The following is a 13,279-nucleotide window of genomic DNA, read 5'->3' on the forward strand; positions in this document are numbered from 1 at the left end:
TGAACGTTAACCTCGGTCCATGGCGTCGAATCTGCGCGAGCTGACGCTCGAGCTGCGAGAGCGGCTCGAGCGCGTACGGCAAGGGGGGAGCGAACGCTCCCGGCAACGGCACACCGACCGCGGGAAGCTGCTCCCGCGCGACCGGGTGGACGGTCTTCTCGACCCCGGGTCACCGTTCCTGGAGGTGAGTCCGCTGGCTGCGTACGGGATGTACGACGACGGCGACGAGTGGGCGGTGCCGTCGGCCGGCGTGGTCGCCGGGATCGGGATGGTGAGTGGCCGCAAGTGCATGATCGTGGCCAACGACGCGACCGTGAAGGGTGGCACCTACTACCCGCTGACGGTCAAGAAGCACCTGCGAGCGCAGACGATCGCGGCCGAGAACAGCCTCCCGTGCATCTACCTCGTCGACTCCGGCGGCGCGTTCCTGCCGAAGCAGGACGAGGTCTTCCCCGACCGCGAGCACTTCGGGCGGATCTTCTTCAACCAGGCCAACATGTCGGCGCGCGGGATCCCGCAGATCGCCTCCGTGATGGGCTCGTGCACCGCCGGTGGCGCCTACGTGCCGGCGATGAGCGACGAGACCGTGATCGTGCGCGACCAGGGCACGATCTTCCTCGGCGGGCCGCCGCTGGTGAAGGCGGCCACGGGCGAGGAGGTCACCGCGGAGGAGCTCGGCGGCGGGCTCGTCCACGCGACGAAGTCGGGCGTCGTCGACCACCTCGCCGACGACGACAAGCACGCGCTCGAGATCGTCCGCGGGATCGTCTCGACCCTGCCTGAGCAGGAGACGCGGACGACGACGTACGACGAGCCGGTCGAATCCCCCGAGACGCTCACCGACGTGGTGCCCGCCGACACGAAGACCCCTTATGACGTACGCGAGGTGATCCGCCGCATCGTCGACGGGTCCAAGCTGCAGGAGTTCAAGGCGCTCTACGGCGAGACGCTGGTCTGCGGTTTCGCCCACATCGAGGGTCAGCCGGTCGGGATCGTCGCCAACAACGGCATCCTCTTCTCCGAGTCCGCGCTCAAGGGCGCTCACTTCGTGGAGCTGTGCAACCAGCGCGGCATCCCGCTGGTGTTCCTGCAGAACATCACCGGCTTCATGGTCGGCAAGGAGTACGAGAACAGGGGCATCGCCCGCGACGGCGCCAAGCTCGTCACCGCCGTCGCCTGCTCCGTGGTCCCGAAGTTCACCGTCGTCATCGGCGGGTCCTACGGCGCCGGCAACTACGGCATGTGCGGTCGTGCGTACGACCCGAGGTTCCTGTGGATGTGGCCCAACGCGCGGATCTCGGTCATGGGCGGCGTGCAGGCCGCATCGGTGCTCGCGACGGTCGCAGGCAAGCCGGACGACGAGGAGTTCAAGGCGCCGATCCGGGACCAGTACGAGACCCAGGGCTCTCCCTACTACGCCACCGCGCGGCTGTGGGATGACGGCATCATCGACCCCGCCGACACCCGACGGGTGCTGGCGATGGGGCTCGCGGTGGCGGCGAACGCGCCGACCCCCGAACCCCGCTACGGAATCTTCAGGATGTGACTGGAATGTTTGAGTCTGGGATGTTCGAGAGTGTTCTGGTCGCCAACCGCGGCGAGATCGCGCGACGCGTCTTCCGCACCTGTCGTGAGCTGGGGATCCGCACTGTTGCGATCTACACCGCGCTCGACGCGGACGCGCCTCACGTACGCGACGCCGACGAGGCCGTCGAGGTCGCGTCCTACCTCGACGCCGATGCGGTGGTCGCGGCCGCCGCCGAGGCAGGTGCCGAGGCCGTCCACCCGGGCTACGGGTTCCTCTCCGAGCGGGCCGAGTTCGCACGCGCGGTGGCGAAGGCGGGGCTGACCTGGGTGGGTCCGACGCCGGAGGTGATCGAGCAGATGGGCCGCAAGGACGCGGCCCGGGAGATCGCGGTCGCCGCGGGCGTACCTGTGGTTCCGCGGGGCGAGGACAGCCCCTACCCGCTGCTGGTCAAGGCCGCGGCGGGTGGCGGCGGCAAGGGCATGCGCATCGTCCGCTCGCCGGAGGAGCTGGACGAGGCCCGCGCGGCGGCCGCCCGTGAGGCGCTGAGCGCGTTCGGCGACGAGTCCCTCCTGATCGAGAAGTACGTCGAGCGTGGCCGCCACATCGAGGTGCAGGTCTTCGGCGATACCCAGGGCAACGTCATCCACCTCTTCGAGCGGGACTGCTCGGTTCAGCGTCGCCATCAGAAGGTGATCGAGGAGGCGCCCGCCCCGACGCTCACCGACGAGCAGCGGAACCTGGTCCTGACCAGCGCCGTCGCGCTCGCTCGCCAGGTCGACTACACCGGCGCCGGGACGGTCGAGTTCCTCCTCGACGAGGCGTCCGGCGAGGCGTACTTCCTGGAGATGAACACCCGCCTCCAGGTCGAGCACCCGGTCACCGAGGAGGCGGTACGCATCGACGGGGCAGCCGCCGATCTCGTCGCGCTCCAGCTCCGGGTCGCTGCCGGTGAGCCGCTGGGCATCGCCCAGGACGACGTACGCATCGACGGCCACGCCATCGAGGTCCGGGTCTATGCGGAGGACGCCTTCGAAGGCTTCCTGCCGCAGGCCGGCCGGACCTCGATCGTGCGCTGGCCCGAGCGCGCTCGTGTGGAGCACGCTCTGGAGAGCGAGCAGGTGGTCAGCACCGCCTACGACCCGATGCTCGCCAAGGTTATCGTGCGCGGCGCCGACCGCGAGGAGGCCCGTACGGCGATGGTCAAGGCGCTCGATGCGACCGCCGTCCTCGGGTTGACCACCAACACCGGCTTCCTGCGCGTGCTGGCCGCCTCCGACGCCTTCCGCGACGCGGAGATCGACACCGCCTGGCTCGACCGCAACGAGGTGCCCACACCTGACCCCGAGGTGCCGCGCGCGCTCGTCGGCTGGGTCAGCGCGATGCTGTCGGCGGTCTCGGACACCACGACGCCGTTCCGTGCCGACGGCTGGCGCCTCGCCGGCTCCCCGGCGCCGACCATCGTCGACCTCGACCGCAGTGTCACCGTCGACCGCCCCTCCGGCCGCGTCGACGACCATCTCGTCCGGCAGATCAGCGCCGCCGACCACGTCCTCGTGGCCATCGTCGACGGCGTACGTCACTGGGCGGCCATCAACGTCCAGTCCGGCCTCGCCGAGATCGTCCACCAAGGACACCGCTTCGACTTCTCCCCGCCCGACCGCGTCGCCGGCGCCGCCGCCCACCACAGCGACGGCGCCGTCGAGGCCAAGATGCCCGGCACCGTCATCGACGTACGTGTCCAGGTCGGTGACCAGGTCGACGAGGGCCAGGTGCTCGGGGTCATGGAGGCGATGAAGATGGAGGTCTCCCTCAAGGCCCCGTTCGCCGGCACGGTCACCGTCGTCGGCGCGTCAGCGGGATCCCAGGTCCCCCTCGGCGCCGAGCTCTTTGTGGTCGAAGCAGAGGTTTCCGCGCGATCCTGATGACCTTGGCCGTGCACCCATTGGCGGCGGTCTCGGTTTCCGCGAGTCAGGGGCGCTCAGGTCGGACAGCTCCGAATCAGGCCTTGCCCGAGTCGACCTCGGCGCCCAGGATGCGCCCGGCGTGCTCGCGGTCGACTGTGAGGTTCTCGCCGGTCGAGGGATCGAAGAGGTGGATGCGGCGGCCGTCGACCCAGATCTCGGCGTCCTGACCCTCCGCGATCCGGCTGGATCCGTCGAGCGAGACGACGAGCTGGGTGCGCAGACCTTCCCCGTCCAGGTCCTTCTCGAGCTGTTGGAGCTGGGCTCTGACCTCGTCGGGCGCTTCGAAGGGGATGTAGGCGTAGGTCTCGTTGCCCAGCCACTCGACGGCGTCGACCTTGGCGGAGAACGTCGAGCCGGTGCGTCCGGAGTTCGAGGCCAGTGAGGCGTCCTCGAAGTGCTCGGGCCGGATGCCGGCGATGAGCAGCCCGCGGCCGGCGGCACGCTCGGCCCTCTCGGCCGGGATCTCCACGCTGCCGAACGGCAGTTCGACCGTGGTGCCCTTGACCGTGGCCGGTAGGAAGTTCATCGGCGGCGAGCCGATGAAGCCGGCCACGAACAGGTTGCCCGGGTTCTCGTAGAGCTCGCGCGGGGTGGCCAGCTGCTGCAGGACGCCGCGCTTGAGCACGGCGACCCGGTCCCCCAACGTCATGGCCTCGGTCTGGTCGTGGGTGACGTAGACGGTGGTGATGCCGAGCCGCTTCTGCAGGCGGGCGATCTCTGTGCGCATCTGGCCGCGCAGCTTTGCGTCGAGATTCGACAGCGGCTCGTCGAAGAGGAACACGTCGGCCTGCCGGACGATCGCGCGTCCCATGGCGACCCGCTGCCGCTGGCCGCCGGAGAGGTTGCCGGGTTTGCGGTCGAGGTGCTCGTCGAGCTCGAGGGTCGCGGATGCGTCTCGCACCAGCTTGTCGAGCTCGGCCTCGGGGACCTTGGCCAGCCGCAGCGGGAAGGCGATGTTCTCGTAGACGGTGAGGTGGGGGTAGAGGGCATAGTTCTGGAACACCATCGCGAGGTTGCGATCGCGCGGGGCGAGGTCGTTGACCCGGCGGTCGCCGATCGTCATGTCGCCCGAGGTGATGTCCTCGAGACCGACGATCATGCGTAGCAGGGTGGACTTACCACAGCCCGATGGTCCGACGAGGATCATGAACTCCCCGTCGGCCACGTCGATGGAGATGTCGTTCACGGCCGGGAAGCCGTCGCCGTACTGCTTGACGATGTGGTTCATGGTGATAGCGGCCATGGCAGCAGCACCTATCCCTTCACTGCGCCGGACGTGAGACCGGCGACGATCTTGCGCTGGAAAATCAGGACGATGACGATGATCGGGATCGTCGCGATGACCGCTCCCGCGGCCAGCAGGGAGGCTGGCCGGTTGAACGGGTCGGCGCCGACGAAGAAGGACAGCGATGCCGGGATCGGCCGGGCGTTCTCGGTCGAGGTGAGCGAGATGCCGAAGACGAAGTCGTTCCACGCGAAGAAGAACGTCAGGATCGCCGCGGTGAAGACGCCTGGCGCGGCCAGCGGCACGATCACCTTGCGGAAGGCCTGCCACGAGGTGGCGCCGTCGACCTGGGCGGCCTGCTCCAGCTCCCACGGGATCTCGCGGAAGAAGGCCGACAGCGTCCAGATCGCCAGCGGTAGCGTGAAGGACATGTAGGGGATGATCAGGCCCGGCCAGGTGTCGTAGAGACCGATGGCCCGCCACATGTCGAACAGCGGGCCGACGAGCGAGACCACCGGGAACATCGCGATCGCCAACGCGATGGTCAGCACCGCCTTCTTGCCACGGAACTCCAGCCGAGCGATCGCGTACGCCGCCAGGGTGGCCACGATGACCGACAGCAATGTCGCGATCAGGCTGATCCCGATCGAGTTGAAGATCGCGCGCCGGAACTGCTCGTTGTCCCACACGGCCACGTAGTTGTCCCAGCCCGCGCCGCCGCCGTCGGCCGGGAAGAAGCCGGGGCTGCCGTTGGTGATCGCGGCCTCGGACTTGAAGGACAGCGAGATGATCCAGGCCACCGGGAGCAGGCACCAGACGAGGATCAGGATGCAGCCGATGATGATGCCGATACGGTTCTTCATCCCGATCACCCCTGTCGAGCCTGCGCCAGGTCGACGCGGAAGAGTCTGACGATCAAGAAGGCGACCACCAGGACGGATAGGAAAAGGAGCACCGACAACGCCGAGCCCATGCCGAGCTGGAACTGCTCGATGGTCTGGCGATAGGTGAGGAAGCTGATCGACTCGGTCCGTACCGCTCCAGAGGTCATCACGAAGATGTTGTCGAAGATCCGGTACGCGTCGAGAGCACGGAACAGGACGGCGACCATGATCGCTGCGCGCATGTTCGGCAGGATCACCTTGGTCAGCCGTTGGGTCCACGTCGCCCCGTCGACCTTCGCCGCCTCGATCATGTCCTCACTGACCTGTGCCAGACCGGCGAGCAGCAGCAGCGACATGAAGGGAGTGGTCTTCCAGATCTCGGAGACCATGATCGCGACGACTGCCGACCCGGTCTGGCCGAACCAGTTGAAGTCGTCGCCCACGAACGGCAGCCACCCGTTGATGAACCCGTTCTGGAAAGAGAACGCGAACTGCCAGGCGAAGCCCGATACGACGGTGATGATGCCGTAGGGCACCAGGATCGAGGTCCGGATCACGCCCCGGGCGAAGATCACCCGGTGCATCACCATGGCGAAGATGAACCCGATCACCAGCTCGACCGACACCGTGACCACCATGTAGAGCACGGTGACACCGGTCGTCTGCCAGAACAGCGGGTCGGTGAGCGCAGTGACGTAGTTGCTCAGGCCGATGAATGCACGCTCTTCGGGCGCGGTCAGCGCGTAGTCGAAGGTCGACAGGTAGATGGCCCGCAGCATCGGGAAGGCCGTGACGAGCAGCATCAGCACGATGGCCGGGGCCACCAGCTTCTGCCCGAGCCGGCTCTCGGCGCGGGCACGGTCGCTCACGACCGGTTTGCTCTTGTCCGGGGCGGCAACGGCGCTCACGCGACCACCTCCGAACCGCCGGCGCCAGGATACGGACGCGGTCGCATGATGTCCGGACGGTTCACTCGCTGACGCTCGCTCATAGCAGCGACTTCCCTTCCAGCACGTCCTCCAGGTAGGTCGCGGACTCCTCGGGTGTGGTGTCGGGGTCGACCGATTCCGGCGAGTGCCAGGTCGACTGGATCGCCCCGGAGATCATCGAGTAGTAGGCACTCTTGGGCCGAGGTCCACCCTCGTCGACGCTGGTCCGGTAGAGCTCGATCAGGTCCTCCGGGTAGTCGCCGCTGGCGGCGACCTCGTCGTAGGCCGCGTTGGTCGAGGGCATCAGCCCCGCCTCGAGCGCCAGGTCGACCTGCGCCTGCTCGGAGGTGATGCACGCGGCCGCCTCGGCCGCCCAGTCCGGGTGCTTCGAGAAGGCGCCGACGCCGATATCGATCCCGCCGACCGGCGGCTTGGACACCTCCCCCTCCACCGTCGCCGGGTAGCGGGCCCAGCGGAGGTCACCGAACTGCTCCTTGGTCGGTCCGCCCGCCTGATCGATCGAGCCTTCGTAGTTCTTGTAGACGAAGGTCCAGTTGGCCATGAATTCACCTGGGCCGTTCTTCGGAAACATCTGGCCGAGGCTGGTCCCTTCGCGCGAGACGCTGAGGTCGGGTTGGGCCGCGCTCGAGTCGGCGAGCATCTCGATGACGGTCGCGGCTTGGCGGCCTGCCTCGGAGTCGATCTCGACCTTGGCGTCCCGGCCGGCCTCGGTGTCGGAGACGATCGCGCCCCCGGCGCCCTGGACGAGAGCGTTGATCCAGACGACGTACGCCTCGTACTTGTCGGCCTGGACACCGACCGACGCGCCGTTGTCGGCGGCCGCTTTGATCACCTGCTCCCAGGTGACCGGCTGGGTCATGTCCAGGCCGGCGTCCTTGGCGAGCGACTCGCGGTACCAGAGGATCTGCGTGTTCGCCCACAACGGGATCGCGTAGGCCTTGTCCTCCCAGACCACAGTGTCGGCGGCGCCGGAGAGGTAGTCGCCCTCGCCCTCCGCGCTGGTGATGATCCGGTCGCCGAGGTCACCCTCGACCTCCTTCAGCCAGCCGGCGTTGGCGAACTCGGGCACGAAGACCGGGTCGAGGTTCATCAGGTCGGTGGAGGAGTCCTCGGCGGCCAGCCGTCGGGCGAGCTGGGTGCGCTGATCGGTGGCACCCGTCGGCAGCAGCTGGACCTCGATGCCGTAGTCGTCCGTGCCGCACTGGTCGGCGTACTTCTCGAAGACCTCGACCCCGTCGGGGTTGACGTACCAGTTGAGGACCGCGTCGCTGGATCCTCCACATGCGGCTAGCCCGCCGGCGGCCAGTGCGGCCACCGCGACCTGCGCAATCACGCGTCGGCCCGATGGTCGGTGACCTCGTCTTGGCGCGCTCTTGGATCCGCGCCCTCGCTTCTCGTGCTTCAAACCACGGTCCCCCGATCTGTGATGCTTGTCACGCCGTTCTACCGTTGAAATCGGTTGATGTCCATGACCTGACCGCCGGCCAGTCGGTTACTGCGACCCTCGGATCGACCGCATTCAGGTCGTGTCTCGCTCGGCGGTGTCTCGTGCTGCCTGAGGTCTGCCCAACCTCTCGCGGCTCGACTAGGGTTGAGTGGTGAGTGCTCTCCCTGCTGTCGTGCCCCAGCCCGATCTGCCGCAGAAGGTGACGATCTACGAGGTCGGTGCGCGTGACGGCCTCCAGAACGAGAAGACGGCGATCGACACCGGGGTCAAGGCCGACCTGATCACCCGGCTGCTCGACGCCGGGCTGAGCCCGGTGGAGGCGACGAGCTTCGTGCACCCGAAGTGGGTGCCGCAGCTGGCCGATGCCAAGGAGCTGATGACCGAGCTCGTCGACAGGCTCGGCGACAGGGCGAGAGAGCTCCCGGTGCTCGTCCCCAACGAGAAGGGGCTCGACCGGGCGCTCGAGCTGGGGCTGCGTCACATCGCGATCTTCGGCAGCGCGACGGAGACGTTCGCCAACAAGAACCTCAACCAGACCTTCGACGGCCAGTGGGCGATGTTCGAGCCGACGATGGCGCGCGCGAAGGACGCGGGGATGACCGTCCGCGGCTATCTGTCGATGTGCTTCGGCGACCCCTGGGAGGGCCAGGTCGAGATTCCGAAGGTGGTCGAGGCGGGCAAGCGGCTCCTGGATCTCGGTGCCGACGAGCTCAGCTTGGGGGACACGATCGGCGTCGCGACGGCCGGCCATGTGAAGGCTCTGATCCAGGCGTTCGGCGACGCGGGCATCATGACCGACCGGCTCGCGCTGCACTTCCACGACACGTACGGCCAGGCCCTGGCCAACACCCTCGCCGGACTCCAGTCCGGGGTGAGCACCTACGACGCCAGCGCCGGCGGCCTGGGCGGTTGCCCCTATGCCAAGTCAGCCACCGGCAACCTGGCGACCGAGGACCTGCTCTGGATGCTCGACGGCCTGGGGATCGAGCACGGCGTCGATCTCGACAAGGTCGCCGACACGAGCAGCTGGCTCGCCGACCACCTCGGCAGGCCGAGCCCGTCGGCCGTCGTACGTGCCTTGCGGTCCTAGCTGGAGACACGCCCTAGACTGCACCCAAGAGTGACGGCCGGGTGACAAAAAGACGGACCGCCGCGACAATCTCTACTAACTTGGTGCAGAATAGCGGGATCATGGCGCGCAAAGTCTTCCTCCACGTCGGCGCTCCGAAGACGGGCACGACGTACCTCCAGGACAGGTTGTTCCACAACCGGGTGTCCCTGCAGAAGCATGGCGTCTTCTACCCGGTCGGCGGCCAGCCCGACTTCTTCCGGCCGGCGCTCGACCTGATCGACCGTCCGTGGGGTGGGATGAGGAAGACCGTCCACGGCGAGTGGGAAACGCTGGTCAAGCGGGTACGCCGCGACGAGTCCGAGACGATCCTGATCAGCCACCACCTCTTCGCCGGGGCCAGGCCCGACCGGGTCGAGAAGGCGATGACCGATCTCGGCGAGGGCGGGCGCACCGAGGTGCACATCGTCTACACCGCCCGCGACATCGCGCGCGTGCTGGCGGCGGAGTGGCAGGACCAGGTGCAGCGTGAGCGCAAGGTCACCTTCGCCCGCTACCTCGAGCGGATGCAGACTGCGAAGCAGTCGCGCTCGGCCGCCTGGTTCTGGCGTACGCACGGCCTGCCCGACGTCCTCAGCCGATGGGGGCGCAACCTGCCGCCGGAGCGCGTGCACCTGGTCACGGTGCCGCACGACGGAGCGCCGAGCGAGGTGCTCTGGCGCCGGTTCTGCGAGGTGGTCGGGATCGAGGAGTCCTGGACCCCGATCGACAGCGACCGCCACAACCAGTCGCTCGGCCGCGCCGAGGCGACGCTGCTGCGCCGGCTCAACGCGCGTCTCGAGTCGGAGGAGCTCCCCCGCGAGGACTACCGCCACATGGTCACCGAGGTGATCGCGAAGCGCACCCTCGCCCACCGTGACGGCCGCGAGCGGGTCACCATCCCGCCTACCGCCTTCGACTGGGCCGACCAGGTCGCCGACTCGTGGATCGAGTGGGCCGAGCTGGCCAAGGTCGACATCGCCGGCGACCTCGACGACCTCCGCCCGCAGCGACCCGACGCCGACGTCGAGTGGATCGACCCGGACGCGCCGCGCACCAAGGACGTCGCCGACGCGGCGATCGACGCCCTGGTCGCGGTCGTCGTCGAGGCCGCCCGCACCGACCCGCCCCAGCGCCCGGTCGCCTCCCGCGCCGCCGGCCTCATGCGGCGGGTCAAGGGGCGACGCGTCTGATGCCAGCTGCACCCACCAGGGGTTGGGGTTGGGCCGCGCACCTGCGCGAGGGTGGTACGACTCCTTGGGCATCCTGGTCCGAGCCCGCCACGCCCTTCACGACCGACCACCTGCCGGGTGCCGAGCTGCTCGAACTGCTGCGGCGGCTCAACGAGGTAGGTCCGTCCGAGCCTGATCGGGTCGACGCCCTGCTGCACACGAGCCCGCCCGGCCGAGGCCGCCGCGACCTGCCGCTGCTCGGGGACACCGAGACGAGGACGTACGGCCCGCTGCCCGTCGATCCGGCGACGCTGTCGGCGCGGGAGCTGCTGAGAGCGGCGAGCGTGCTGCTTGCCGAGGACCTGCTCGCCACGGTGGAGACGGCGCCCGCGCGGCGTCCGCGAAGATGGTCGCGCCGGCCCAAGAAGTCGGAGCCCGACCAGGAGAAGTTCCCCTACCGCCTGGTCGGTTCGCCGTGGCTCACTCTGCCCATCCGCGAGGAGCTGGAGCGGCAGGGAAGGCTGCCCGGCGCCGATGGCTACACCGTCTACGTCCTCGGTGGCCCGTTGGACGAGATCGCCGCCGGTGCGTGGAGGTTCCGCACCTTCACCAACCGGGTCAACCCTTGGCACATCTGGATCCGTGACGCACAGTGGCGCGGCTGGCTCGGCCCCCGTGCCGATCTGCCCAGGATCGCCCGCTGGTGGGCTCGAAGGGTCGGGAAGAACCGCGTCGAGATCGTCACCGATCCCGCCCTGCTGCCCGGCCTGCTCGGCGTGGACAGCCTGCCCGGCCCCTGGTCGATCTCGGCCGAGGGCAACGAGGTCGCTCGCGTGATCGGGCAGGTTCTCAGCGTACGAACCGATCTCGAGACCCAGCGGAAGCTGCTGGTCGACCAGCTGCGACCGCGGTTGGAGAAGCTCGAACCGCTCGTTCCGGACGCCCGGGAGGTCGGCGTCCCTCCGGAAAGTTTGCCTTGGGTCGAAACACAGGCGCGGGCCCAACGTGATGCATTGGTAGAAGCCGGATACGCTCTCCACGGAGACCCTGACCGGCTGCTCCCCTCGGGGGCTGCGACGCAGGGTCCCGACGAGTGCCGGGCGTTGGCGCTCGCGTTGTCATTGCTGGCGGGGCGTTCCTAGAGGAGTAGAACGTTGGAGACTGGGCGGCGCGTGCTGCTTCATGTCGGCACCCCGAAGACGGGTACGTCCTATCTTCAAGACGTCCTCTTCCACAACCGGGAGTCCCTCGCCGGGCAGGGTGTCCACTACCTCGCCGACCGCTTCGACGCCCACTTCCTGGCGGCCCTCGATCTGATGGATCTGCCCTGGGGCGGCATCGAGGAGGAGGCGACCGGCGCCTGGGACGCCCTCGCGGAGAAGGTGCGCTCCGTCCAGAACGGCACCGTGATCATCTCCCACGAGATCCTGGCGAGCGCGTCCTGGCAGCAGGCCAAGCACGCGCTGGACTCGCTGGGCGACTCCGAGATCCACATCATGCTCTCCGCGCGCGACCTGGCCCGGCAGATCCCGGCCGAGTGGCAGGAGAACGTCAAGCACCGCTCGGTCGTGACCTACGCCGAGTTCCTCGAGGAGATCCGCGACCCCGCCCGCGAGGGCCGGATCGGATCGTGGTTCTGGGGCGTCCAGGAGCTGCCCGACATCCTCGACCGGTGGACCCAGGGCATTGCGCCCGAGCGCGTCCACCTGATCACCGTCCCGCCGCCGGGGTCGTCCTCGTCGCTGCTGTGGGAGCGGTTCTCCACCGCCTTCGGTCTCGACGACCTGACCATCGACTTCGAGGGGATCGACCGCGGCAACCCGTCCCTCGGCGTGCCCGAAGCGGCGCTGCTCCGCGAGATCAACCTGGCGGTCGTGCCGGTGCTCGAGCCGGCCGACTACCGGCCTTTCGTACGCGAGTTCCTGGCCCACCGCACGCTGGCCAAGCGCCGCGACTCCGCGCGCCTGGCGCTCTCCCCCTCGATCCTGCCATGGGTCGAGTCGCTCTCCGAGAGCTGGGTCGAGGCGCTGTTGGGACGTGGCTACGACGTGGTCGGTGGGCTGGACGAGCTGCTGGTCCCCGCTGACCTGGCCGACAAGCCGTTCGTCGACCCGGACACCATCTCCCCGCGCGAGGTCCTCGACGCCGGCGTCGCCACCATCGACGCGCTGCTCCAGGAGGCCATCCGGCTGCGCAAGTCCGAGGGCCGGCTGGAGGACGAGGTCGGTGAGCTGCGTGCCGAGCTGGAGCACACCCGGTCGCTGGTGCCGAAGCAGCGTGCCCGCGAGGGTCTCGAGCGGCGCTGGTGGGGCCGCGCGGTCCTGAAGGTCTACCGCCTCATCCGTCGCTAGAGGATCGCCTCGAGCTGTCCCGCGGCGCGGGCACGGTCGAAGACGTGCACCGTGTCCCAGGAGCCGTCGGCGTCACGGAAGGTCGCCGCGGTCAGGAGCCGCGGCTGGTCGTCGGTCCAGCGGTGCCAGTGGCGCTCGAAGGCTTCCGGACGGACCAGCCGTCCGCGCTCGTGCTGGCCGTCGATCGCCGCGGCGCGCGGCACATCGATCATGACCAGCGACGTACGCCAGCCGCGGGCGTGGGCGATCCGCCCGAGCAGCTCGCGACGGCCGGGCCGGGTGGCCGGGTCGTGGACGAGGAGGGTGTGGCCACCGGCGGTCGGGCCGAGCAGGACGAGGACGAGGGTCGCGATCGCGTGCCACAGGTGCACCAGCGGCCGGTAGAGGCGGTAGGGCACCTCCGGCAGCCGTGCCGCGAGCCAGCGCCCCGGGGTCTCCGGGTCGAGGGTGCGCACGTCGGGACGCCGGTCGGCCACGTCGCGGATCAGCGTGCTCTTGCCGGCGCCGGGTACGCCGCCCAGGAGGAGCAGGTGAGGTCTCACCTCGACCCCGGCAGCGCGGGCTGGGCTGATCGGGGCGTACGTCGTGTCGAGGGTCATCTGCTGCTCCTCCCAAGCGGACACCAACAGTGTGGCGTTCCGTGCTCTGAG

11 protein-coding genes are annotated in these 13,279 nt (G+C 68.9%); 6 read left to right on the plus strand and 5 right to left on the minus strand.

Annotation, left to right across the window (positions count from 1 at the left end):
- Positions 1 to 19 precede the first annotated feature (19 nt).
- Both OG801_RS15565 and OG801_RS15570 read left to right on the plus strand, forming a co-directional pair.
- Positions 20 to 1,546 (plus strand): carboxyl transferase domain-containing protein, encoded by a 1,527-nt coding sequence (locus OG801_RS15565; RefSeq protein WP_406029618.1) that lies wholly within the window; start codon positions 20 to 22, stop codon positions 1,544 to 1,546.
- A 20-nt stretch (positions 1,547 to 1,566) separates the two neighbouring features.
- Positions 1,567 to 3,450 carry an acetyl/propionyl/methylcrotonyl-CoA carboxylase subunit alpha gene (locus OG801_RS15570; RefSeq protein WP_406029619.1) on the plus strand — a complete coding sequence of 628 codons (1,884 nt, stop codon included), beginning with the start codon at positions 1,567 to 1,569 and terminating at the stop codon, positions 3,448 to 3,450.
- A gap of 76 nt (positions 3,451 to 3,526) precedes the next feature.
- Here the strand turns inward: OG801_RS15570 and OG801_RS15575 are convergent, their stop codons facing one another.
- The 4 genes from OG801_RS15575 to OG801_RS15590 form a co-directional block, all read right to left on the minus strand.
- Positions 3,527 to 4,735: a sn-glycerol-3-phosphate ABC transporter ATP-binding protein UgpC gene (locus tag OG801_RS15575; RefSeq protein ID WP_355018740.1), complete on the minus strand. Its 1,209-nt coding sequence runs from the start codon at positions 4,733 to 4,735 to the stop codon at positions 3,527 to 3,529.
- 11 nt (positions 4,736 to 4,746) lie between these two features.
- Positions 4,747 to 5,580 carry a carbohydrate ABC transporter permease gene (locus tag OG801_RS15580; protein WP_355018739.1) on the minus strand — a complete coding sequence of 278 codons (834 nt, stop codon included), beginning with the start codon at positions 5,578 to 5,580 and terminating at the stop codon, positions 4,747 to 4,749.
- A gap of 5 nt (positions 5,581 to 5,585) precedes the next feature.
- On the minus strand, positions 5,586 to 6,509 hold the full coding sequence (locus OG801_RS15585) for a carbohydrate ABC transporter permease (RefSeq protein ID WP_406029620.1): 924 nt from the start codon (positions 6,507 to 6,509) through the stop codon (positions 5,586 to 5,588).
- Positions 6,510 to 6,588: 79 nt separating this feature from the next.
- Positions 6,589 to 7,884 (minus strand): extracellular solute-binding protein, encoded by a 1,296-nt coding sequence (locus tag OG801_RS15590; RefSeq protein ID WP_406029621.1) that lies wholly within the window; start codon positions 7,882 to 7,884, stop codon positions 6,589 to 6,591.
- A gap of 265 nt (positions 7,885 to 8,149) precedes the next feature.
- Between OG801_RS15590 and OG801_RS15595 the strand changes: the two genes are divergently transcribed.
- The 4 genes from OG801_RS15595 (at position 8,150) to OG801_RS15610 (ending at position 12,629) form a co-directional block, all read left to right on the plus strand.
- On the plus strand, positions 8,150 to 9,088 hold the full coding sequence (locus tag OG801_RS15595; RefSeq protein WP_406029622.1) for a hydroxymethylglutaryl-CoA lyase: 939 nt from the start codon (positions 8,150 to 8,152) through the stop codon (positions 9,086 to 9,088).
- 101 nt (positions 9,089 to 9,189) lie between these two features.
- Positions 9,190 to 10,299, plus strand: a complete 1,110-nt coding sequence (locus tag OG801_RS15600) for a hypothetical protein (protein ID WP_355018735.1) — start codon at positions 9,190 to 9,192, stop codon at positions 10,297 to 10,299.
- Positions 10,299 to 11,420, plus strand: a complete 1,122-nt coding sequence (locus tag OG801_RS15605) for a hypothetical protein (RefSeq protein WP_406029623.1) — start codon at positions 10,299 to 10,301, stop codon at positions 11,418 to 11,420. Before OG801_RS15600 ends, OG801_RS15605 begins: the two co-directional genes overlap by 1 nt.
- A gap of 12 nt (positions 11,421 to 11,432) precedes the next feature.
- Positions 11,433 to 12,629: a hypothetical protein gene (locus tag OG801_RS15610; protein WP_406029624.1), complete on the plus strand. Its 1,197-nt coding sequence runs from the start codon at positions 11,433 to 11,435 to the stop codon at positions 12,627 to 12,629.
- Here OG801_RS15610 and OG801_RS15615 read toward each other — a convergent pair.
- Positions 12,626 to 13,228, minus strand: coding sequence for an AAA family ATPase (locus OG801_RS15615; protein WP_406029625.1), 603 nt, complete (start codon positions 13,226 to 13,228; stop codon positions 12,626 to 12,628). The two genes, OG801_RS15610 and OG801_RS15615, sit on opposite strands and share 4 nt — an antisense overlap.
- Positions 13,229 to 13,279: the final 51 nt, after the last annotated feature.

Source organism: Nocardioides sp. NBC_00163, assembly GCF_045206295.1.
Classification (GTDB): domain Bacteria; phylum Actinomycetota; class Actinomycetes; order Propionibacteriales; family Nocardioidaceae; genus Nocardioides.